We start from the raw sequence: 20,808 nt of genomic DNA, 5'->3' as shown, positions 1-20,808 counted from the left end.
GCGCATTGTCCTAGCCTCCTTCCCATGAACACGCATGTGACCATATCCGCAGCCGATGACTACGAGGCGATTCGCGCGGCCATTCGCTATCTCAGCGAAACGGGCCCCGATGAACTCGATCTCGCCCGATTCGCCCGTGCGCTGGGGCAAAGCGAGCGTTCGCTCAGCGAATTGTTTCGCCGCTGGTGCGGGCTGACGCCCAAGTCCTTTGCCCAGGCGGTGGCGCTCGACCATGCCAAATCGCTGCTGGCGAGCCGGCAAAGCGTACTCGACACCACCTATGAAGTGGGTCTCTCCTCGACCTCGCGGCTACATGATCTGTTCGTGACCTATGAGGCGATGCCGCCCGGCGTGTTCCGGGCCGGTGGCGCTGGGATCGACATGATCTGGGGCGCGGCCCCCTCCCCGTTCGGGACCGCCGTCGTGACTGCCACCGACTACGGCATTTCGGGGCTGGGGTTTGCTGATGGCGAAACCAGCATCGAGCGGGCCTTCGAGGATCTGGCGCAGCGCTGGCCCAATGCCCGCTTCATTCGCGACGATGCGCGGATCGCGCCGATGGTTGGTCAGGTGTTTTCGCCCGAGCATTGGTCCCCCGAGCAGCCGGTTCGGGTGGTGCTGATCGGTACCGATTTTGAGGTCAAGGTCTGGGAGACGCTGTTGTCGATCCCCTTGGGGCAGGCCAGCACCTATGCGGAGGTGGCGCGCCAGGTGGGGCGGCCGGCAGCATCGCGAGCGGTGGGGGCGGCCGTGGGCAAGAACCCGATCAGCTTTGTGGTGCCCTGCCACCGGGTGGTGGGGAGTTCAGGGGCACTGACGGGCTATCATTGGGGCGTGCCGCGCAAGCGCGCGATCCTGGGGTGGGAAGCCGGGGTCATTTCGGCCACCCACCCGGTTTCACGTGAAACCTAGAGCTCGATGCGGCGCTCCAGCGCCCCGTCGCCGCCGATCTCGTAAACCGTGGGCTGGCCGGTCGCGATCTCGCGCTTGAGGATCTGCTCGGGCGTCAGCCCCTCAATGGCCATGACCATGGCGCGCAGCGAGTTGCCATGGGCAGCAATGAGGATGGTTTCGCCGGCCTGGAGACGCGGCAGGATCTCGGCTTCGTAGTAAGGCAAGGTGCGGGCCGCGGTGTCCTTGAGCGATTCGCCGCCAGGAGGGGGCACATCATAGGAGCGGCGCCAGATCAGCACCTGTTCCTCGCCCCATTTGGCGCGGGCATCATCCTTGTTGAGACCCGAGAGGTCGCCATAGTCGCGTTCATTGAGCGCAGTGTTGCGGATGATGGTGCAATTCAGCACCCCCATTTCCTCGAGCATCAGATCGAGCGTGTGCTGGGCCCGACGCAGAGCCGAGGTGTAATAAAGGTCAGGCACGATGCCAGCGGCCTTCAGCGCCTTGCCGGTGGCGCGGGCCTCTTCCATCCCCTGCTCGGTCAGGTCGGGGTTACGCCAGCCGGTAAAGAGGTTGAGCAGGTTCCATTCGCTTTGCCCGTGACGGACAAGGATCAGGGTGCCGGTCATGATGAGGTCCTTGATGACTGGGTGAGGCCGAGCACATCGGCAATGGTGTAAAGGCCGGGGGCCTGATCGCGGGCCCAGAGCGCAGAGCGCAGGGCGCCATTGGCAAAGATGCCGCGGTCTTCGGCGCGGTGACCGAGTTCCAGGCGCTCGCCGGGGCCGGCAAAGATCACGCTGTGATCGCCAACGACCGTGCCGCCGCGCAGGGTGGCAAAGCCGATCGTGCCGGCTTCACGCGGGCCGGTATGGCCGTCGCGCACGCGCACGGATTTTTCCTCGAGCGAAACGGCGCGACCGCGCGCGGCAGCTTCCCCCAGGATCAGGGCGCTGCCCGAGGGAGCGTCGACCTTGCGGCTATGATGCATTTCAACGATTTCGATGTCGTAATCGGCAAGGGCCGCAGCGGCCTGTTCCACGAGGTTCGACAGCACGGCCATGCCGAGGGAGAAATTGCCGGACTTGACGATCCGTGCGCCGGCCTTGGCAGCGGCAGCAATCGCGGCGTCGTCCTCGGGGGTGCAGCCGGTAGTGCCGATCACATGGATCAAGCCAGTGTCAGCGGCCCGCTGTGCCAGCGCGACGCTAACCGCGGGGGCGGTGAAATCGATGATGGCGTCCGCGCCGGGCAGCGCTGTATCGAGCGAATCGACCACCGGAACACCGAGGGCTTCGAGCCCGGCTAGCGTGCCGGCATCACGCCCGAGCACGCTTGAGCCGGGCCGATCCACGGCGGCGTGGAGCACCACGCCGGGATGGTTGACCAGCGCCCGAATATTGGCTGCGCCCATGCGCCCGCCGGCGCCCGCGATGATTACCCTCAGTTCCGCCATCATCTACTCCGATTTTCGGCTTTGCCTATAGCAGCGCCATCGGGCCGCGCCAACTGCGTGCCCCGCGGGGACCGGCGTGCTAGGTTGGGAAACTCTAAGGGCGGGGTAGATCTTGCATGACCATCACCAATGCGCTTGCGGGCATCGCGGTCGACGATTTCGGCGAGTCGCTGCCTTGGTATGAGCTGTTGTTCGGTCGGGAGGCCGATTCGCGCCCGCTGGGCGATGTGGCCGAATGGAAATTGCCAACCGATGGCTGGATCCAGCTAATTACCGACGGGGACCGGGCGGGTGCATCGACGCTGACGCTGATCGTCGATGATCTGGCGGGGGAATTGCTCCGGCTCAAAAGCGTAGGCATCGAGCCGGTGGCCAAATCGATGGGTGATTTCTTCAAGACCGCCAAGCTGCGCGACCCCGACGGCAACCAGATCGTCTTAAGCGAGCCGCGGCCGGGGACGTACTAAGCGTCAGACGCGACGCAGGCGCACTTCCTCGATCAAATGGCTCTTGCCCTTTTTGAGGATCAAATCGGCGCGGCCACGGGTCGGCAGCACATTATTGAGCAGATTGGGCAGGTTGATGGTTTCCCAGACCTTGTTCCCAAAGGCCCCGGCCTCTTCCTCGGTCATATCGGCAAACCGGCGGAAGAACGAACTGGGGTCACGAAAGGCAGTTTCGCGCAGGCGGAAGAACCGCTCCATGTACCAGTCGCGCAGATCATCCTCGTCCGCATCGATATAGATGGAGAAGTCGAGGAAATCGGAGGCAAAGAGGATCGGGTCCCCGGTCTTGGGGAGTTCGCCGGTCTGCAGGATGTTCAGCCCCTCGACAATGAGGATATCGGGGCGATCAATTACCACTTCCTCGCCGGGTACGACGTCGTAAACGAGGTGGGAATAAACCGGCACCGAGATCTTGCCCTTGCCCGATTTCACATCAGCCAAAAAACCCACAATGCGGGCGCGATCATAGCTTTCGGGGAAACCCTTGCGCTCCATGAGCCCGCGTTCAGCGAGAACGGCATTGGGGTACAAAAAGCCATCGGTGGTGACGAGATCGACCTTGGGGCTCGCCGGCCAGCGGCGCAGCAGCGCCTGAAGAATGCGGGCGGTGGTGGATTTGCCGACGGCAACCGAACCGGCGACGCCAATAATGAAGGGCACGCGCTGATCGGGGGTGCCGAGGAAGCGGGTGGAAATGTGATGCAGGCCCTGCACCGCCTCGACATAGAAGGACAGCAGGCGCGTGAGGGGGAGATAAACCTCCTCGGCTTCCTCCAGTGAAATTGGGTCGGACAGCGCCCGCAGGCGCGCGACGTCTTCGCGCGTCAGGGTCATGGGTTCATCGGCGCGCAGCTTGGACCATTGCGCCTTGGTGAGATGATGGTAGGGCTCGGGGGGCCGACGCTTGAGCTTGGCCATTACTGCCCTGCCCCGCGCGCAGCTTTTTCCTCGAGCCCGCTTTGGGCGGTGCGGCGGTCAAGCTCGGCCATGACATCGGCCAGCGGCACGTCAGCCGCGCGCAGCACGACAAGCAGATGATACAGCACGTCGGCGGCTTCCTTGGTGAGTTCGGGCTTGTTGCGGGTGACGGCGGCAATCACGGCTTCGGTGGCTTCTTCCCCGAGCTTTTGCGCCGATTTCTCGATGCCCCGGGCGAGGAGCTTGGCGGTGTAGCTCTGGTCGGGCGAGGCGCTGGCGCGCAAAGCGATGCGGGCGTCGAGTTCCTCGAGGGTCATGGGGCAATCCTTTGCTCGGGTTCGACATCGGGCGGGTCCATGCGCACGGCAACGCCATGGTCGCGCAGATATTGCTTGGCCTGGGGGATGGTGAAGGTGCCGAAATGGAAGATGGACGCGGCCAGCACGGCGCTGGCATGACCATCCCGCACGCCCACGACCAGGTGATCGAGCGTGCCGACGCCACCCGAGGCGATCACCGGCACTTCCACGGCATCGGCGATGGTGCGGGTGAGGGGAAGGTCAAAGCCGGTCTTGGTGCCGTCGCGGTCCATGGAGGTCACGAGCAATTCGCCGGCGCCGCGCTCGACCATGCGGGTGGCAAATTCCACCGCATCAATGCCCGTCGGCTTGCGCCCGCCATGGGTCCAGATTTCCCAACCGGGACCCTCGGCGCGGGCCTTGGCGTCGACAGAGACGACGATGCATTGATTGCCGAACTTGTCGGCGGCGCGGGCAATGAAATCGGGATCGCTGACGGCGGCGGAGTTGATGGCGACCTTGTCGGCGCCGGCCAGCAGCAGGCGGCGAATATCTTCCACGGTGCGCACTCCACCGCCAACGGTTACTGGCATGAAGCAATGTTCGGCCGTGCGGCGGACCACATCGACAATGGTGTCGCGCCCTTCATGGCTGGCGGCAATATCGAGGAAGGTCAGCTCATCGGCGCCGGCGGCGTCATAGGCCATGGCGGCCTGGACGGGATCGCCGGCATCCTGAAGGTCAACGAACTGCACGCCCTTGACGACGCGGCCGCCCATCACATCAAGGCAGGGGATCAATCGGGTCTTGAGGCTCATCGGATTATCCTTGCGGCAGGCGCGTGTGCCGGCGCCAGGCCAGCCAGTGAATAGTAAGCATGATCAGCCAGACCAGCACGGCCCCGCCACCGAGCGGAATGCTGGCCAGCATCAGCCAGCCCATCAGGGCCATGGCGTAAAGCGCTTCGCCCCAATCGGCCCCGGCGATCATGCAGGCATGAACCGAGCCTTCGTCCAGTTGGCAATTGTGCCAATCAGCAAGACTTGTGGCTAGCCATACCGACATCAGTGGCAGGAGGGCCAGAAAGACGATGACGGCGAGCGCCAGAAGGTAGAACCGCCAGGGAAAGCGGTTCGCCATTCAGGCCGCCTGCCGCAGCAGCGTCAGGGCTTCACGTGAATCAATGCGCCCATCGTAAAGGGCGCGGCCAGTGATGGCGCCTTCGAGCACCTGCGCATCGGGTTGGGTCAGGCGCTCAATATCAGCCATGGACGCCAGGCCGCCCGAGGCGATCACCGGAATGCCGGTGGCGCGGGCAAGCTCGAAGGTCGAGTCCCAATTGATGCCCGCAAGCACGCCGTCACGATCAATATCGGTATAGATGATGGCGGCCACGCCAGCGCCTTCAAAGCGCCGGGCGAGCTCGATGACGCTGAGCTCGGAGGTCTCGGCCCAGCCTTCCACCGCCACCATGCCGCCGCGGGCATCGATGCCAACGGCGACCTGGCCCGGCCATTTGCGGGCGGCTTCCTTGACGAGGGCGGGGTCGCGTACGGCGACGGTGCCGAGGATGACGCGGGCGAGGCCCTTGTCGAGCCAGGCTTCGATATGGTCAAAATTGCGGATGCCGCCGCCGAGCTGGACGGGAAACTTCACCGTCTTGAGAATGGCTTCCACCGCCGCGCCGTTGACGCTTTGGCCGGCAAAGGCGCCATTGAGGTCAACGACGTGGAGATACTCAAAGCCCTGATCTTCAAAGCTCTTGGCCTGAGCAGCCGGATCGTCGTTGAAGACGGTGGCCTGGTTCATGTCCCCAAGCTTGAGGCGCACGCATTGGCCATCCTTGAGGTCGATGGCGGGGAAGAGGATCATGGCGTCCACCTCAGGAAGTTTTCGATCAGGCGCAGGCCCAGGGTTTGGGATTTTTCCGGGTGGAACTGCGCGCCAAAGAGATTGTCGCGCCCAACGCAAGCGGTCACCGGGCCGCCGTAATCGGCGGTGGCGATGAGGTGCTCGGGATGGGTGGGGCGCAGGTGATAGGAATGGACAAAATAGGCGTGGAGCCCATCAGGGCCGTCGGCGATCCCAGACAACAGCGCATGGGGGCGCTCGAAGCGGAGCGTGTTCCAGCCCATATGCGGGATCTTGAGGCTGGGATCGCTGGGGGCGATGCGCTCGACCGGACCGGGAATCCAGCCAAGCCCGGGGGTGATTTCCTTTTCGCGGCCTTCGCCGGCCATGAGCTGCATGCCCACGCAGATGCCCAGAAACGGCGTGCCGCCGGCAATGACCTTGCTGTTGAGGGTTTCGACCATGCCGGGCACGGCATCGAGACCGCGCTTGCAATCGGCAAAGGCGCCGACGCCAGGCAGCATGATGTGGTCAGCGCCACGCACCACTTCAGGGTCGGCGGTGACGAGGATTTCAGGTGGGTGTTCGAAGCCGGCGGCCACCCGCTCGAAGGCCTTGGCGGCCGAATGCAGATTGCCTGCGCCGTAATCGATGATGGCAACGCGGCTCATTGCAGGGCCTCCAGTTGAGCCTGTTCGGGATAGGGTGCCCAGAGTTCGCGGCGATAGGTCCAGCCGGCGCGCGTCAGCTTGGCCCGGCGCAGCGCGGGCGCGGCAAAGCCGATCGACGCGGCCAGCACGCCGTAAAGAGCTGTGGTGGCGCCCTGCCCCAGCCAAAGGGAGGCAAATCCGAGCGCAAGGACGAGGAGCACGTAGACGAGCAGTTCGAGCCAGAGCCCATGGCGCAGCGCAAAGACGGGGGGCAGCCAGAAGGCGAGCCAGGAGAAGCGATCCCCCACGGCCACCGGCAGATCGGCCTGGCCGGGCTTGGCGTCAAAAATGGCGTAAAAGGTCACCAGTTGGCTCCAGTGCACAAAGAGCGCGGCGGAGGGCGGACCCGGGTCATGGGGGCCGCCGCGCGGGGTGTTCCCGCCCGCTGCTGCTCCATTAGGGCAAAAGGGGCCGCAGCGAAAGCCTAGAGCGTACCCTTGGTGGAGGGAACGCGATCGGCCGCCCGCGGATCGATCTCGAGCGCCACGCGCAGGGCACGGGCGACGGCCTTGAACATCGACTCAGCCAGATGGTGGCTGTTGTCGCTATAGAAGTTCTCGATGTGAAGCGTGATGCCGGCATTGACCGCAAAAGCCTGAAAGAATTCCTGGAACAGCTCGGTGTCGATCTCGCCGATCTTGTCGCGGCTCCACTGGGCGCGGAAGACGAGAAATGGGCGGCCCGAGACATCGAGCGCCGCCCGGGTCAGGGTGCCGTCCATAGGCAGATCGCAGCTGGCATAGCGGTTGATGCCGCGCTTGTCGCCAATGGCCTCGCGAATGGCCTGGCCCAGCGCGATACCGACATCCTCCACGGTGTGGTGGAAGTCGATGTGCAGATCGCCGGTACAGCTGATCTCCATGTCGATGAGGGAATGGCGCGCCAGCTGGTCGAGCATGTGATCGAAAAAGCCGACACCCGTCGCCATGGCGTGCTTGCCGGTGCCATCGAGATTGATGGACACGCGGATGTCGGTTTCGTTGGTCTTGCGGGCGATCGTGGCAGTGCGCATTGGGGCCTCCGGGCGTCGGGCTCCCTAGCATGTAGCGCCCCAGCCTTAAAGATTGCATTGAGGCCCAGAGGGCTCGGCGGCACCCACATTGAAATCACCGGGGCTGCGCTTAAGTAAGACGCGACAAGTTCTGGAGTTCTCCCCATGAGTGATGCAGCATTCCCCGGCTGGCACGGGACGACGATCGTTTCCGTGCGCAAGGGCAACAAGGTCGTGGTGGCTGGCGATGGCCAGGTGTCCATGGGCCAGACCGTGATGAAACACGGCGCCAAGAAGGTGCGACGCCTCGCCGGCGGCAAGGTGATCGGCGGCTTTGCCGGCTCCACCGCGGACGCCTTTACCCTCTTTGAGCGCCTCGAAGCCAAGCTCGAGCAATATCCCGACCAGCTGATGCGGGCGGCCGTGGAGCTGGCCAAAGACTGGCGCGGCGACAAATATCTTCGCAAGCTTGAAGCCATGATGATCGTGGCCGACAAGAAGGACACGCTCGTTCTCACCGGCAATGGCGATGTGCTGACGCCGGATCACGGTGTGATCGCAATCGGTTCGGGCGGCAATTACGCTCACTCAGCGGCGCTGGCGCTGCATCAGGCGACCGATCTGGACGCGGAAGATATTGCGCGCCGCGCCATGAAAATAGCCGAGGAAATCTGCGTATACACCAATGGCAATGTGACGATGGAAACCATCGAGCTCGACGCGTGACCTGGACCATCCGCCGGCTGACGCGGCAGGATTTCGACGCCTATCTCGGCCTGCGGCTCGAAGCGCTGCGCGATCATCCTGAAGCTTATGCCAGTTCGGCGGAAAGCTTTGCTGCGCGGCCTCGCCAGGAGATCGAGGATTTTCTCAGCCGGCGGGCGGTGTTTGGCGTCGTGACCGATGCCGAGGCGCTGGCCGGCGTGGTGGTTTATGATCGCGAACGCGGCGAGCGCGACAGCCACCGCGGCTGGTTGTTGCAGGTTTATGTGCAACCGGCACTGCGTGGCACAGGCGCCGCCCTGGCCCTGATTGAGGCGGCCGTGGACCATGCCCGGGGCGAGGTGATCCAGCTGCACCTGATGGTGGGCACATTCAATCAGCCGGCCATTCGGCTCTACCAGAAGGCGGGCTTTACAATCTACGGCACCGATCCCCGGTGCCTTTACGTGAACGGTCGATTTATCGACGAACACATGATGGTGCGCTTCCTGGACCGCGCGGCGGTTCAACAGCAAGGCACTGCGGAAAGTGACAGAAATGAGTGAAACCAATTTTTCCCCGCGCGAGATCGTTTCCGAGCTCGACCGCAATATCGTGGGTCAGGCCGATGCCAAGCGCGCTGTGGCCGTGGCGCTGCGCAATCGCTGGCGCCGCCAGCAGCTGCCGCCGGAGATGCGGCGGGAAGTGACGCCGAAAAATATCCTGATGATCGGGCCCACGGGCGTCGGCAAGACCGAGATTTCGCGCCGCCTCGCCAGGTTGGCGCAGGCCCCCTTCATCAAGGTGGAAGCCACCAAGTTCACGGAGGTGGGCTATGTCGGGCGCGATGTGGAGCAGATCATCCGCGACCTCGTGGAAGCGGGCATTGCCGTGCTGCGCGACAAGCGCCGGGCTGATGTGCAGGCGCAGGCGCATCATAATGCCGAAGAGCGGGTGCTCGATGCCTTGGTGGGCACGTCGGCGACGCCTTCGACCCGCGACTCGTTCCGCAAGAAGCTGCGGGCCAACGAGCTCGACGACAAGGAAATCGAGATCGAGCTGACCCCATCGCCCTCGACTGGTGGTTTTGAGATGCCGGGCATGCCCAATGGCGGGATCGGCATGATCAATCTATCGGACATGTTCAAGTCGGCAATGGGCGGGCGCGGGGTCAAGCGCAAGCTCAAGGTCAAGGATGCCTATGAGCCGCTGATCGCCGAGGAAGCCGACAAGCTGCTCGACCAGGAACAGCTCAAGACCGAATCGATCGAGCTGGTGGAAAACCACGGCATCGTCTTCATCGACGAGATCGACAAGGTGGCGGCGCGCGAGGGCGGCGTGCAGGGCGGGCCATCGCGCGAAGGCGTGCAGCGCGACCTGTTGCCGCTGATCGAAGGCACGACCGTCGCGACCAAATATGGGCCGGTCAAAACCGACCATATCCTGTTTATCGCTTCGGGCGCGTTCCATGTGAGCAAGCCCTCGGACCTGCTGCCCGAATTGCAGGGCCGCCTGCCGATCCGGGTCGAGCTCAAGGCGCTGACCCGCGAGGACTTCATCGGCATTTTGAGCGATACCGAAGCCAGCCTCATCAAGCAATATGTGGCGTTGATGGCCACGGAAGGGGTGACGCTGGAATTCACCCCCGATGCCATCGAGGCGATTGCCGATGCGGCGGTGCGGGTGAACTCGTCGGTGGAAAATATCGGCGCCCGGCGGCTGCAAACAGTGCTGGAGCGGCTGGTGGAAGACATCTCGTTCGAGGCACCCGATAAGCAGGGCGAGACCATCCGGATTGACGCTGCCTTCGTGGCCGAAAAGGTCGGCGTGCTGGCGGCGGACACGGATCTGAGCAAGTTCGTGCTGTAGTCTTTTGGGTGTGAAGGGGTGGGAGGTGGCTCTCTCACCCCTTTTGATTTTGTCCGCGTGATGGCTTCCAGCCGCGTAAAGGTTGAGTAGCCAACCATCGGGGGTGGGATGGGGCGGTGAGCCGACAGACAGCACGGCGCCATAACAGACCAAAACTAACGGCGGGTGGAGCGGCGGACGAGTTCGGTGTGCAGGAACCGCAGGTCTTCGGCGGTGAGCTTGCCGATATCGGCGGCGAGGCGGTTGGTGAGCTCGGTGGCTTCGGGCACCATGCCGGCGGTGTCGATGGTGATCTTCGGATCGCTGATTTCCGCGAGGCGCTGCAGTTCCTCGGCTTCGTCCCAGATGACGTTGAAATAAGCGATGATGCGGTGGAGCAGAAAGCCGGTGGGCTTGCCGCGCCGGCCGTGCTCGAGAGCGGATAGATAGGCGCTCGACACCTGGAGCGCCGCTGCCATGTCCTTGAGCTGGATGCCGCGTTCTTCGCGCAGCGCGCGCAATTTAGCACCAAGGGGGGTCATTGGCGGCGCAGGCGCACATACCACGCCCCCTCCCCGCCATGGCCGCGCGCCGCCAAGGTCCAGCCTGATACCAGTGGCGACAGCGCCGGCTCGCTCAGCCAGATCGGCAGCATGGTGCGCAAAACGCCGCGCTCGTTCATGGCGGCAATGTAGTCATTGTCGGTACGGGCACCCTTGCCGGTGATGACGAGGAGCGTGCGATCGCCACGGGCCCAGCGCGATTGCACATAGCGATGCAGCGCGCTGCGCGCTTCGTTCTGGGTCATGCCGTGCAGATCGATGGTGCCATCGATATCGATCCGGCCTTTGCGCACCTTTTTATGGATGGCGGGCTCGATGCTGCGCTCGGGAGGTGGTGCGCTGGGGAGCGGCGCCTGGTACGGCGCGAGGAACGGTTTGCGGGGCGGCTTGGGCTTGCCGGGAGCGGGCCGCGCAGGGGGCTCAGCGGGCGTTTCGGCCGGCGGCATGGGCAGCGGCCCAGCCCCCATGCGCATCAGCCCCTTGCGCCGGAGCGGATCCACCGTTGCGGCGACCGTCGTCCACAAGTGGAAGTCATGCGGCAGCCGCTTGGGATCACGCTTGGACATGGGGGTGGCCGGCTCGGATCAGTCGAGCTGGCTGGTGGTGATGACCTTCCAGTTAGGATCGCGCGACTTGGGGTTGCGCGCAAAGGTCCATTCATCGGCGACGGTTTGCACCTGATCGGCATTGCCTTCAACCAGATTGCCGTCCTTGTCGCGGGTGGCCGAAACCACTTCGGCATGGAAGCGCACGGTCACGAGAACGGACTTGCCATTGTTCTCGGCTTCCGAGATTTCCACCTTGGGGAGGCCCACAAAGGTGAAATCGACGGTCTGGCCCGCCGCTTCTCGGTCGGTGATAGCGCGGTTGAACCCGTCAAACACGTCCTTTTCCAGCAGCGTCTTGAGCAGAGCGCGGTCGCCGGCGGCAAAGCCGGTCACGATCATTTCATAGGCCTGCTTGGCGCCATCAAGGAAAGATTTTGGCGTAAAGGTGGGGTCGGCCGCCGCGACATCGCGCATGCCCTGTGCCAAAGGCTGATTGCCGCGCGAATGCTGCTCGATTTCGGCCTCGAGCTTGCGGGCGCGCCGCTCGTCATCAAGTTCAGGTTGGCCGGCACCACGCGGGCGCAGCGGCACGACGGTATCGTCGGCGGCAGCGGCCTCGGCGGGCTTGCGGCGCTCGACGGGTGGACGCTCGGTTCCCGTCCGCGTTCCCAGCACCGAACGCAGCCGGAATAAAACAATCACGGCTACCACGATCACAATGAGAGTGGGCAGATCGAGAAAATCGTCCATCAATGCACCTTTGCTTGAAGCGCCGCAAAGGACGCTGATGCGCTCGCATGCGCACGAAGTGTTTCTATATATAGGCAAAGCTGACGGCGAAACCAGTTCGCCAGCGGGCAAGTTGCATTGTGTCGCGCCACCCCGCATCTGGCTTAACAAGGAGTGTTCGCGTGATCCGCTATCTGCCGTTTGCCCTGCTGCTGCTGCCTATTGTCGAGATTGCCTTGTTTATCAAGGTGGGACAGGCAATCGGCCTGTGGCCAACGCTGGGGCTCGTGATCCTCGCGGCGCTCCTCGGCGCGGTGCTGTTGCGCCAGCAAGGGGTGAGCGTGCTGACGCAAATGCGCCAGCGCATGAACCGGGGCGAGATGCCGGCGCGCGCCATTGCCGATGCGATGATGCTGGGGATCGCCGCGGTGCTCCTGGTGCTGCCGGGCTTTTTCTCCGACATTGTCGCCCTGCTCTTGCTGCTGCCGCCGGTGCGCAGCTGGATCTACCGGGGCCTTGCCAAGCGGATGACAGTGGTGAGTACCGCCAGCTATCAAAGCTCGACCGCCTGGAACGAGCGCCGGATCGATCGCCGCGATACAATCGATCTCGACGACGACGAATTCCGGGAGAAATAGGCGCTCCGGGCTTGGCTTGTTCGCCCGAAGCAAAGATGCTAGCCAGCGCGCAAGAAAAAACCGGACAGAGGACCCACGATCATGGCTGACGAGACCCAGGGCAGCGCTGCACCCCAGGCCAGCACCGCCCCCAGCATGAACCTGGTTGGGCAGTATATTCGCGACTTGTCGTTTGAGAATCCGGGCGCACCGGGTTCGATCATGGCAGGCGGCGGCAACCCGGCCTTTAATGTTTCGATCAGCGTCGCCGTCAAAAAGCAGGCCGACGAAGTATTCGCCGTCGAGCTCACGCTCAACGCCAAGGCCAATCGAGAAACCACTCTGCTATTTGCGGTGGAGCTGGTCTATGGCGGCGTGTTCCGGCTGCGCAATGTTCCCGAAGCTCAGCTCAGCCAATTGCTGATGATCGAATGCCCGCGCCTGATCTTCCCGTTTGCCCGCCAGGTGCTCGCCAGCGTGACCCAGCAGGGTGGCTTCCCGCCGCTGATGATGGAGCCGGTGGATTTCGCTTCTATCTATCGCCAGAACCTGCAGGCCCTCGCAGCCAAGCAGAATGCGGGTGGCGCAAATGCTGCCGCCCCGGTGACTGCCGCCGATGCCGAAAGCGACAAGCCGAACTGAGTTCGGCTGGCACAATTTCAATAAACCAAACCCCGGGCTCGCGTCCGGGGTTTTTCGTTGATCAGGCGCTGAGCCGGGTCGGGACTTCGTCGGCGGCGAATTGGGTCCAGAGCGCCTCGGGCCCAAGCGAAGCGATGAAGGCGGCGTGGGCCGCTAGTTCCGCTTGCGTCAGCCGAGGTGGCAGGGGCAAGGGCCGGCGTGGAGCGGCCGCAAAGCTCGCAAGAGCCTCGGCGCCCGAAACGCGGTTTTCCGCCACCAGCGCCAGGCTCACCTGCTTGCCGCCGATCAGCTCGAGATAGACCTCAGCGAGAATCTCGCTGTCGAGCAGCGCGCCGTGGAGAGTCCGGCGCGAATTGTCGATGCCGTAATGCTTGCACAAGGCATCAAGGCTCACGCGAGCGCCGGGGTGCCGCTCACGGGCGAGCATCACCGTATCGATCACCGTGTTGCGCAGGGCACCGCGACCAAGCTTGCCTAGTTCCGCGTTCAAAAAACCCATGTCGAATGGGGCGTTGTGAATGATCAGCGTAGCATCGCCGATGAACTGGCAGAAATCCTCGGCTACCTCGGCAAAAAGGGGCTTGTCGGCCAGAAATTCGTCGGACAGCCCATGCACCCGAAACGCTTCCTCGGGCATGGTGCGCTGGGGATTGATATAGACATGGTAGGTCTTGCCCGAGGGGATATGGTTGATCAGCTCGACACAGCCGATTTCCACCAGCCGATCGCCCGTGGCGGGAGACAAGCCCGTGGTTTCGGTATCAAGGACGATTTCTCGGTTCATGCTTGTTCCTGCTGGGCCCGCAAGGCTTCGACCAGCGCCGCCACCTCGGCCTGCGTGACCGCGAGCGGCTTGCCCGTGTCGAAAACGAAATCGGCGCGCTTCTGCTTTTCGGCCTGCGGGAGCTGGCGGGCAAGAATTGTCTGCAGCTTATCCACGGTCATGCCGGCGCGGGCCAGCGCGCGCTCGCGTTGAATCGCGGGGTCAACCACCGTGACGGCTACGCCATCAAAGCCATAATCATGGCCGGTCTCATAAAGGAGCGGCACTTCAACAACAGCAAGGGTCTCGCCCGCTGCAGCCGCATCGGCGAGGAACTGGGCGATGCGGGCGCGCACCATGGGATGGACCAGGGCTTCGAGCCGGTCAAATTTTCCGGGGTTTTTTGCGAGTTGCAGCGACAGCCGGGTGCGATCAACGGCTCCCTCCACGACAACGCCGGGAAACAGCGCTTCGACGGCCGGAGCGGCAGCGCCGGCGTAAAGCTCGGCCACTGCAGCATCGGCGGAAAACACCGGCACGCCATTGGCCGCGAACGCCGCGAGGACCGCAGATTTTCCAGTGGCGATGGAGCCGGTGAGGCCAAGGCGATACATGTTCAATGGTCCAGAGTGGCTTCGATCCGGGCGCGCAATTGCGGGGTGACCTCGGGCTGGATGCCGAACCAGGCGGCAAAGCCCGGCACGGCCTGATGGAGCAGCATGCCGAGACCATCAACTATGCGCAAGCCATGGGCGGCCGCATCGGCGAGCAAGGGAGTTTGCAGCGGCACATAAACCAGGTCGGTCACCAACACATCGCGCCGTAACTGGCCGAGGTCAAAATCGGCAAAGCCGGTGCCATGCATGCCCACCGAGCTGGTGTTGACCACGAGACCGGCTGATGGAGCGATGCTGTTGAACTCCTCCAGATCGGCAACATCGATATCCCCGCCGATGCTCTGCGCCAGCCGGTCGGCCGTTTGGCGCGTGCGATTGAGCAGGATGATCGGGATATTGCGGCTTTGCAGCGCGACAAGGATCGCGCGCGCCGCGCCCCCTGCTCCAAGAACGATGGCTGCTTCGAGCCCCTCGGACCAGCCCGGCGCGCCCTGATCGAGATTGCCGAGAAAGCCGAGATAATCAGTGTTGGTGCCGTGCACATGGCCATGCTCGGCCACCAGCGTATTGACCGCACCAATGCTGCGCGCCAGTGGATCCACCGTGTCGCACAGGGCAAACACGGCTTCCTTATGGGGAATGGTGACATTGCCGCCGGCAAATTCCCCACTACGCAGGCGCTCAAAAAAGCCGGGCAGCTCGGCGGGCGCCACGTCGATGGCCTCATAGGTGCCGTCGATCCCGTGTTCGGCCAGCCAGGTGCCATGAATCAGGGGCGAGCGGGAATGGGCAATGGGGTGGCCGATAACAAAGGCTTTGCGGGTCAAGACTGGCTGGCTCCGAGCAACAGGTGTGGGGCAAAGCGCCGAAGCGCCCCGAGGAGGGGCAACAGGGGCAACCCCAAAATGGAGAAATAGTCGCCTTGCACCCGTTCGAACAGCTGAATGGAGGGCCCTTCCAGCCGATAGGAGCCGACAGATGCCAGAACGGCATCGCCTTCCGCATCCAGCACCGCCTTGATCTCGGCATCGCTGATGCCGCGCATGGTCAGCTCAACGGTGTCAACAAAGCTCCACACCACCTCCCCTCCCCGCGCCAGCGCCACGGCGGCATGGAGTTGATGGGTTTGGCCGCTGAGTTGGCGCAACTGTGCGGCGGCCCGCTGTCGATTGGCTGGCTTGTGCAGCAACTGCCCGCCAAAGGTTAAGGTCTGGTCGGCGCCAATCACCAGCGCGCCGGGATGGAGCAAGGAGATGTTAAGGGCTTTGGCGCTAGAGAGGGCCATAGCGACTGCCCTGCCCCCGCCCCCTTCGTTGAGGATCGTGGCTTCGGTCCGGCGCTCGTCGATAGCGGCAGGATGTGCGGCGAAACGCAAACCTGCCTGTATCAGCAAGGCCTTACGGGTTGCGCTTTGGGATGCAAGGATCAGCATGGCGGGATGTTTTCCACACTGCTATCCACAGCTCAAGCAATCTCTGTGTTCTTGACTCATAGATTCCGGCCAGGCGCCGAGTTGTTCGACCAGCTTAGTAAAACGTTAACATCTGGACTCCGGGAGGGGGCCGTTTAGAGTCAGCGGGAACTCTGGGGAAAATTTTTTGCCCTCCAGCCGCCGGCGAGGCAGGTTTACACAGCCTTAACCTTTGGCTTGACTCTGGGAGTCCGCGGGTTAACGCCGCGTTAACCTTTTGCGCATCGGCCCTCAAAGCAACGCCGCTGATTTGGATTCACAGCCTCGCCGCCGCAATCCTGCGTAACTGTGTCGCCACCACAGCGATTGTGGATGCCCGTGAATTAGAGCAAAACACCGCAATGATAATAGAGATACTAAGAACAAGAGTCTTTTCAGGGGTTTGGAAGGGAAAGTCGCTGTGAGCCAAGTGGCCCTCAAGCCTCTTCTCGCCACCGTACTCGGTGAGCGACAGGCACGACCCCCGATCTGGATCATGCGCCAGGCTGGACGCTATCTCCCCGAGTATCGGGAAGTGCGCGCCCGCTCCAAAGGTTTCCTTGATCTGTGCTATTCGCCCGATCTGGCTGTGGAAGTGACGCTGCAGCCCCTACGTCGGTTCCCGCTCGACGCAGCGATTTTGTTTTCGGACATTCTTGTCGTGCCCGATGCGCTGGGACAATCGGTTCGCTTTGAACAAGGCGAAGGCCCCCTGCTCGAGCCCATCACCGCGCAGACCCTGGGTCAACTTCGTCCGGAACGGGTGCTCGAGCATCTGGCGCCGGTGTTTGAAACCTTGCGGCGCCTCAAGCACGAACTGCCCGCCGACAAGACGCTGATCGGCTTTTGCGGTTCGCCCTGGACCGTGGCCACTTATATGATCGGCGGACGCGGTTCGCCCGATCAGGCGGCGGCGCGGTTGTTTGCGCTGCAGGAGCCGGCGGCCTTTGCGGCTTTGATCGACATCCTGGTACAAGCCAGCATCGATTATCTCGTGGCGCAATTTCAAGCGGGCGCCGATGTGGTGCAGCTGTTTGAAAGCTGGGCCCTTAATCTCGACGAAGAAGCGTTCCGCACACAGGTGATTGAACCCAATCGGCGGATCGTCGAAGGCGTACGCCAGCGCGTGCCCAATGCGCCGATCATCGGCTTTCCCCGTGGCGCGGCCGGCAACACCGCCGCCTATGTCGCCGCGACGGGGGTGAATGCCGTGGGTCTGGATTATTCCACTCCGCTCGGCTTTGCCCAGAACGCGGTGCCACCCGGGATGGCGGTCCAAGGCAATCTTGATCCGCTGCGGCTGGTTGCCGGTGGCCCGCAGATGGAAGAGCGGGCGCGCCAGATCATCGCCGCCTTTGCCGATCGTCCGCATATCTTCAATCTGGGGCACGGCATTGTGCCGCAAACGCCGATCGCCCATGTCGAGCGGTTGGTCGAGCTGGTCAAGAACGGGTAGCGGGCATGTATGAATGGGTTAAAGCGGGGCATGTGATTGCCGTTATCGCCTGGATGGCGGGCATGCTCTATCTGCCGCGTTTGTTCGTTTATCACTCCGTCACCACCCCGGGCACGGAGCAATCGGAAACCTTCAAGATCATGGAGCGGCGGCTGCTCAAGGGGATCATCAACCCCGCCATGATCGCCGCTTTCGTCTTCGGACTATGGATGATCCATATGGGCGCGGTCGACTGGAGCCAGGGTTGGCCGTGGCTCAAGGCGGCGTTTGTGATCGGGCTGACGGCGTGCCATGGCATTCTCGTTCGCCACACCAAGAACTTTGCCACGGACGCCAACACCAAGCCGCAGCGCTACTTCCGCATCATCAATGAAGTGCCGACGGTCTTGATGATCGGCATCGTCATTGCCGTGATCGTGCGGCCGTTCTAGCCGTTCGGGCGCGAAAAACGCCATTGCAGCGCGCTTGTCGCTTGAAATAAGCGGCAAGCCGGGCTATCTGAAACGAAGTGCTTCCGCGCCTTCGCGACCGCCCAGGTTGCTTGCGGGGCCTTACACCCCCCTCCTCTCCGCCTTTTCGATTTCCCGCAGGGTCATCCTCTACATGCAGAATATGAAGCTCAGCGAGCTCAAGGCCAAATCTCCGGCCGAACTTCTTGTGTTCGCAGAAGAACACGAAGTTGAAAATGCATCGACCATGCGCAAGCAGGAGTTGATGTTCGCCATTCTCAAGCAGTTGGCGGAGCGCGAAGTCGATATTACTGGCGAAGGCGTGGTGGAAGTTCTTCCCGATGGCTTCGGTTTCTTGCGGTCGCCCGATGCCAACTACCTGCCGGGTCCGGACGATATCTATATCAGCCCCTCGCAGATCCGCCGCTTCGGCCTGCGCACCGGCGATACGGTGGAAGGCCAGATTCGCTCCCCCAAGGAAGGCGAGCGCTATTTCGCCCTGGTCAAGGTCAACACCATCAATTTCGAAGATCCTGAGGCGGTGCGCCACAAGGTCAACTTCGACAATCTGACCCCGCTTTACCCCGAAGAGCGGCTGCGCATGGAATTGCCGGACCCCACGGTTCGCGATCGCTCGGCGCGGGTGCTCGATCTCGTGGCACCGCTGGGCAAAGGGCAGCGCGCTCTGATCGTCGCACCCCCGCGCACCGGCAAGACCGTGCTGCTGCAGAACATCGCGCAGTCGATCGCCACCAACCATCCCGAATGCTATCTAATCGTGCTGCTGATCGACGAACGGCCCGAAGAAGTGACCGACATGCAGCGCTCGGTTCGGGGCGAAGTCATCTCCTCGACCTTTGACGAGCCCGCCAGCCGCCACGTTCAGGTGGCCGAAATGGTGATCGAAAAAGCCAAGCGCCTCGTCGAGCACAAGCGCGACGTGGTGATTCTCCTCGATTCCATCACCCGCCTTGGCCGCGCCTACAACACCGTCGTGCCAAGCTCGGGCAAGGTTCTGACCGGCGGCGTGGATGCCAATGCCCTGCAGCGCCCCAAGCGCTTCTTCGGTGCGGCGCGCAACATCGAGGATGGCGGTTCGCTGACCATCATTTCGACGGCGCTGATCGATACCGGCTCGCGCATGGACGAAGTGATCTTTGAAGAATTCAAAGGCACGGGCAACTCCGAAATCATCCTTGATCGCAAGGTCGCGGACAAGCGCATCTTCCCCGCACTCGACATCACCAAGTCTGGCACCCGCAAGGAAGAGCTGCTGGTGGAAGCCGACATCCTCAAGAAGATGTATGTGCTGCGCCGGATCCTCACGCCCATGGGCACGATCGATGCCATGGAATTCCTCACCGACAAGATCCGCCAGACCAAGACCAATTCGGATTTCTTTGATTCGATGAATACCTGAGCCGCGGGGCGAGGGTGGATCGATGCTCCTGGGCGATACGATCGTAGCATTGTCGTCCGGCGCGACGCCTTCGGGCGTGGCGGTGATCCGGCTCTCGGGACCCGCCGTGCAAGAGCTGCTCCTGGCGGTGACAGGCGTCTTGCCCAAGCCGCGGCAGCTTACCTTGCGCAGCATTGGTGCCGGCACGGCACTCGATCGGGGTCTCGTGGCGTTTTTCCTGGGCCCCAGGAGCTTTACCGGCGAAGATTGCGCCGAATTGCAGGTGCATGGATCGCCGGCCGGCGTGCGCGCCATTCTCAAATTACTCGTGGAGCAGGGGGCACGCCTCGCCGAAGCTGGTGAGTTCACCCGGCGCGCCTTCGAGAACGGCAAGCTCGATCTCGTCGAAGTCGAAGGGCTCGGCGACCTTTTGGAAGCCGAAACCGAGAACCAGCGTCGCCAGGCGCTGGCGCGGCTCGAAGGCGGGCTCAGCAGCAAGATTGGCGACTGGCGCGAGCAATTGCTCGATCTGCGGGCCGAGATCGAAGCACGGCTCGATTTTTCCGACGAGGGCGATGTCGGGGAAGCGCTGCCGGAAGGGTTTGGTCAGAGCATCGCGGCACTCGATCAAGATATCGCCCAAACGCTGAGCAGCGTCGAGCATGGCCGGATCGTGCGCGAGGGTATTCGCGTGGCGCTGGCCGGCCCCCCAAATGTGGGAAAGTCCAGTCTGCTCAATGCCTTGGCGCGTTCGAACATTGCCATTGTCACCGATGAAGCGGGCACGACGCGCGATGTGCGCGAAGTGCCGCTTGATATTGGTGGGCAGCTATTCGTGCTGCTCGATCTCGCGGGGTTGCGCGACACCGACAGCAAGGCCGAAGCAGAAGGCATTCGCCGGGCCCGTCAAGCCATGCAGAGTGCCGACCTCGTGCTCTGGCTTGAGGCGCCGGACATCGAGCCCGTTGAGCCCCCGGCAGATTTGGCGCCATTGCTGCGGGTCAGCACTAAGGCCGATCTGGGCCAGGTGAGCCCAAATGCTGATGTGGCTGTGTCGACGCTGGATGGCAGCGGCGTTGAGCAGTTGTTGCAGCGCCTCGCTGACTTAGGGCAAGATTACACCGGCGGCGAGCCGGCGCTGTTGAGCCGCGAGCGCGATCGCGCAGCCTTGGTGGCGGCACGGGAAGCACTGGGTTTGGCCATGCGGCTGCTCGAAGAACCCGAACTGGCGGCTGAGCAGTTGCGGCTGGCGTCGAGTGCCCTGGAGCGGCTGGTGGGCCGGCTCGATCCGGAAATGGTGCTGGATCGCCTGTTCACGAGCTTCTGTATCGGCAAATAAGCCGGGCTGTGCGATGCCGGCAATGATTCACGTGGAACATTGCTTCACGGGGTATTGGAGT

Annotated in this window: 28 protein-coding genes; 11 read left to right on the top strand and 17 right to left on the bottom strand. The window is 63.1% G+C overall.

Features of this window, described 5'->3' with window-relative positions; all coding sequences use genetic code 11:
- The first annotated feature begins 36 nt into the window (after positions 1–36).
- Positions 37–912 (top strand): bifunctional helix-turn-helix domain-containing protein/methylated-DNA--[protein]-cysteine S-methyltransferase, encoded by an 876-nt coding sequence (locus HRQ64_RS01230; RefSeq protein ID WP_349236655.1) that lies wholly within the window; start codon positions 37–39, stop codon positions 910–912.
- On the opposite strand, the gene HRQ64_RS01225 is transcribed toward HRQ64_RS01230, so the two are convergent.
- Positions 909–1,523, bottom strand: a complete 615-nt coding sequence (locus tag HRQ64_RS01225; protein ID WP_172121707.1) for a 2,3-bisphosphoglycerate-dependent phosphoglycerate mutase — start codon at positions 1,521–1,523, stop codon at positions 909–911. The genes HRQ64_RS01230 and HRQ64_RS01225 overlap by 4 nt on opposite strands.
- Complete coding sequence (gene dapB, locus HRQ64_RS01220) at positions 1,520–2,353, bottom strand: 4-hydroxy-tetrahydrodipicolinate reductase (protein WP_172121706.1); 834 nt, start codon at positions 2,351–2,353, stop codon at positions 1,520–1,522. The genes HRQ64_RS01225 and dapB overlap by 4 nt, the downstream gene beginning before the upstream one ends.
- Positions 2,354–2,466: 113 nt before the next feature.
- On the opposite strand from dapB, the gene HRQ64_RS01215 reads away from it, so the two are divergent.
- Entirely contained in the window at positions 2,467–2,817 is a 351-nt protein-coding gene (locus HRQ64_RS01215) for a VOC family protein (RefSeq protein ID WP_172121705.1), read from the top strand.
- A 3-nt stretch (positions 2,818–2,820) separates the two neighbouring features.
- Here the strand turns inward: HRQ64_RS01215 and coaA are convergent, their stop codons facing one another.
- The 8 genes from coaA to hisB all read right to left on the bottom strand — a co-directional run bounded on the left by coaA (position 2,821) and on the right by hisB (position 7,646).
- Positions 2,821–3,774 carry a type I pantothenate kinase gene (coaA, locus tag HRQ64_RS01210; RefSeq protein ID WP_172121704.1) on the bottom strand — a complete coding sequence of 318 codons (954 nt, stop codon included), beginning with the start codon at positions 3,772–3,774 and terminating at the stop codon, positions 2,821–2,823.
- Positions 3,774–4,091: a phosphoribosyl-ATP diphosphatase gene (locus tag HRQ64_RS01205; protein ID WP_172121703.1), complete on the bottom strand. Its 318-nt coding sequence runs from the start codon at positions 4,089–4,091 to the stop codon at positions 3,774–3,776. Before HRQ64_RS01205 ends, coaA begins: the two co-directional genes overlap by 1 nt.
- Positions 4,088–4,891 carry an imidazole glycerol phosphate synthase subunit HisF gene (gene hisF, locus HRQ64_RS01200; RefSeq protein ID WP_172121702.1) on the bottom strand — a complete coding sequence of 268 codons (804 nt, stop codon included), beginning with the start codon at positions 4,889–4,891 and terminating at the stop codon, positions 4,088–4,090. Before hisF ends, HRQ64_RS01205 begins: the two co-directional genes overlap by 4 nt.
- Before the next feature lie 4 nt (positions 4,892–4,895).
- The gene (locus HRQ64_RS01195; RefSeq protein ID WP_172121701.1) at positions 4,896–5,213 is read right to left on the bottom strand and encodes a hypothetical protein; all 318 of its coding nucleotides are present in this window, start codon (positions 5,211–5,213) and stop codon (positions 4,896–4,898) included.
- Positions 5,214–5,945, bottom strand: a complete 732-nt coding sequence (gene hisA, locus HRQ64_RS01190; RefSeq protein ID WP_172121700.1) for a 1-(5-phosphoribosyl)-5-[(5-phosphoribosylamino)methylideneamino]imidazole-4-carboxamide isomerase — start codon at positions 5,943–5,945, stop codon at positions 5,214–5,216. It lies immediately after the preceding gene.
- Positions 5,942–6,595: an imidazole glycerol phosphate synthase subunit HisH gene (gene hisH, locus HRQ64_RS01185; RefSeq protein ID WP_172121699.1), complete on the bottom strand. Its 654-nt coding sequence runs from the start codon at positions 6,593–6,595 to the stop codon at positions 5,942–5,944. The genes hisA and hisH overlap by 4 nt, the downstream gene beginning before the upstream one ends.
- Complete coding sequence (locus HRQ64_RS01180; protein ID WP_164854926.1) at positions 6,592–6,939, bottom strand: DUF2628 domain-containing protein; 348 nt, start codon at positions 6,937–6,939, stop codon at positions 6,592–6,594. The genes hisH and HRQ64_RS01180 overlap by 4 nt, the downstream gene beginning before the upstream one ends.
- A 119-nt stretch (positions 6,940–7,058) precedes the next feature.
- Positions 7,059–7,646: an imidazoleglycerol-phosphate dehydratase HisB gene (hisB, locus tag HRQ64_RS01175; RefSeq protein ID WP_127754970.1), complete on the bottom strand. Its 588-nt coding sequence runs from the start codon at positions 7,644–7,646 to the stop codon at positions 7,059–7,061.
- Between the two features lie 144 nt (positions 7,647–7,790).
- Here hisB and hslV point away from each other — a divergent pair, with 144 nt between their 5' ends.
- Genes hslV through hslU form a run of 3 tightly spaced genes read left to right on the top strand, consistent with a single transcriptional unit; the run spans position 7,791 to position 10,196 of the window.
- Positions 7,791–8,351: an ATP-dependent protease subunit HslV gene (gene hslV / locus HRQ64_RS01170; RefSeq protein WP_172121698.1), complete on the top strand. Its 561-nt coding sequence runs from the start codon at positions 7,791–7,793 to the stop codon at positions 8,349–8,351.
- Positions 8,348–8,893, top strand: coding sequence for a GNAT family N-acetyltransferase (locus tag HRQ64_RS01165; protein WP_172121697.1), 546 nt, complete (start codon positions 8,348–8,350; stop codon positions 8,891–8,893). The genes hslV and HRQ64_RS01165 overlap by 4 nt, the downstream gene beginning before the upstream one ends.
- A complete protein-coding gene (gene hslU / locus HRQ64_RS01160; RefSeq protein WP_172121696.1) occupies positions 8,886–10,196 on the top strand; it encodes an ATP-dependent protease ATPase subunit HslU in 1,311 nt (436 codons plus the stop codon). The genes HRQ64_RS01165 and hslU overlap by 8 nt, the downstream gene beginning before the upstream one ends.
- A 155-nt stretch (positions 10,197–10,351) precedes the next feature.
- On the opposite strand, the gene HRQ64_RS01155 is transcribed toward hslU, so the two are convergent.
- The 3 genes from HRQ64_RS01155 to HRQ64_RS01145 are packed head-to-tail and all read right to left on the bottom strand — an operon-like array spanning position 10,352 to position 12,036.
- Positions 10,352–10,717 carry a helix-turn-helix transcriptional regulator gene (locus tag HRQ64_RS01155; protein ID WP_172121695.1) on the bottom strand — a complete coding sequence of 122 codons (366 nt, stop codon included), beginning with the start codon at positions 10,715–10,717 and terminating at the stop codon, positions 10,352–10,354.
- Positions 10,714–11,304: a Smr/MutS family protein gene (locus HRQ64_RS01150; RefSeq protein ID WP_172121694.1), complete on the bottom strand. Its 591-nt coding sequence runs from the start codon at positions 11,302–11,304 to the stop codon at positions 10,714–10,716. The genes HRQ64_RS01155 and HRQ64_RS01150 overlap by 4 nt, the downstream gene beginning before the upstream one ends.
- An 18-nt stretch (positions 11,305–11,322) precedes the next feature.
- Positions 11,323–12,036: a Tim44/TimA family putative adaptor protein gene (locus HRQ64_RS01145; RefSeq protein WP_172121693.1), complete on the bottom strand. Its 714-nt coding sequence runs from the start codon at positions 12,034–12,036 to the stop codon at positions 11,323–11,325.
- Positions 12,037–12,197: 161 nt separating this feature from the next.
- Here HRQ64_RS01145 and HRQ64_RS01140 point away from each other — a divergent pair, with 161 nt between their 5' ends.
- Positions 12,198–12,653, top strand: coding sequence for an FxsA family protein (locus HRQ64_RS01140; protein ID WP_172121692.1), 456 nt, complete (start codon positions 12,198–12,200; stop codon positions 12,651–12,653).
- A gap of 81 nt (positions 12,654–12,734) precedes the next feature.
- On the top strand, positions 12,735–13,274 hold the full coding sequence (secB, locus tag HRQ64_RS01135; RefSeq protein ID WP_127754962.1) for a protein-export chaperone SecB: 540 nt from the start codon (positions 12,735–12,737) through the stop codon (positions 13,272–13,274).
- A gap of 61 nt (positions 13,275–13,335) precedes the next feature.
- Here the strand turns inward: secB and dnaQ are convergent, their stop codons facing one another.
- The 4 genes from dnaQ to HRQ64_RS01115 are packed head-to-tail and all read right to left on the bottom strand — an operon-like array spanning position 13,336 to position 16,086.
- Entirely contained in the window at positions 13,336–14,058 is a 723-nt protein-coding gene (gene dnaQ / locus HRQ64_RS01130; protein WP_172121691.1) for a DNA polymerase III subunit epsilon, read from the bottom strand.
- The gene (gene coaE / locus HRQ64_RS01125) at positions 14,055–14,651 is read right to left on the bottom strand and encodes a dephospho-CoA kinase (protein WP_172121690.1); all 597 of its coding nucleotides are present in this window, start codon (positions 14,649–14,651) and stop codon (positions 14,055–14,057) included. The genes dnaQ and coaE overlap by 4 nt, the downstream gene beginning before the upstream one ends.
- A 2-nt stretch (positions 14,652–14,653) precedes the next feature.
- A complete protein-coding gene (locus tag HRQ64_RS01120) occupies positions 14,654–15,481 on the bottom strand; it encodes a shikimate dehydrogenase (RefSeq protein ID WP_172121689.1) in 828 nt (275 codons plus the stop codon).
- Positions 15,478–16,086 carry a Maf family protein gene (locus HRQ64_RS01115; protein ID WP_172121688.1) on the bottom strand — a complete coding sequence of 203 codons (609 nt, stop codon included), beginning with the start codon at positions 16,084–16,086 and terminating at the stop codon, positions 15,478–15,480. Before HRQ64_RS01115 ends, HRQ64_RS01120 begins: the two co-directional genes overlap by 4 nt.
- A 439-nt stretch (positions 16,087–16,525) precedes the next feature.
- Here HRQ64_RS01115 and hemE point away from each other — a divergent pair, with 439 nt between their 5' ends.
- The 4 genes from hemE to mnmE all read left to right on the top strand — a co-directional run bounded on the left by hemE (position 16,526) and on the right by mnmE (position 20,747).
- Positions 16,526–17,560, top strand: coding sequence for a uroporphyrinogen decarboxylase (gene hemE, locus HRQ64_RS01110; protein WP_349236654.1), 1,035 nt, complete (start codon positions 16,526–16,528; stop codon positions 17,558–17,560).
- A gap of 5 nt (positions 17,561–17,565) precedes the next feature.
- Positions 17,566–17,991 carry a protoporphyrinogen oxidase HemJ gene (gene hemJ, locus HRQ64_RS01105; RefSeq protein WP_172121687.1) on the top strand — a complete coding sequence of 142 codons (426 nt, stop codon included), beginning with the start codon at positions 17,566–17,568 and terminating at the stop codon, positions 17,989–17,991.
- 172 nt (positions 17,992–18,163) lie between these two features.
- Positions 18,164–19,429 carry a transcription termination factor Rho gene (gene rho, locus HRQ64_RS01100; RefSeq protein WP_127754956.1) on the top strand — a complete coding sequence of 422 codons (1,266 nt, stop codon included), beginning with the start codon at positions 18,164–18,166 and terminating at the stop codon, positions 19,427–19,429.
- A 22-nt stretch (positions 19,430–19,451) separates the two neighbouring features.
- The gene (gene mnmE / locus HRQ64_RS01095) at positions 19,452–20,747 is read left to right on the top strand and encodes a tRNA uridine-5-carboxymethylaminomethyl(34) synthesis GTPase MnmE (RefSeq protein ID WP_172121686.1); all 1,296 of its coding nucleotides are present in this window, start codon (positions 19,452–19,454) and stop codon (positions 20,745–20,747) included.
- The last annotated feature ends 61 nt before the right edge of the window (positions 20,748–20,808 follow it).

This window comes from Devosia sp. 919 (genome assembly GCF_013185965.1).
Taxonomy (GTDB): Bacteria; Pseudomonadota; Alphaproteobacteria; order Rhizobiales; family Devosiaceae; genus Devosia.
Note: the sequence above shows the minus strand (reverse complement) of the source record. Positions and strands in the feature narration are given on the sequence as shown.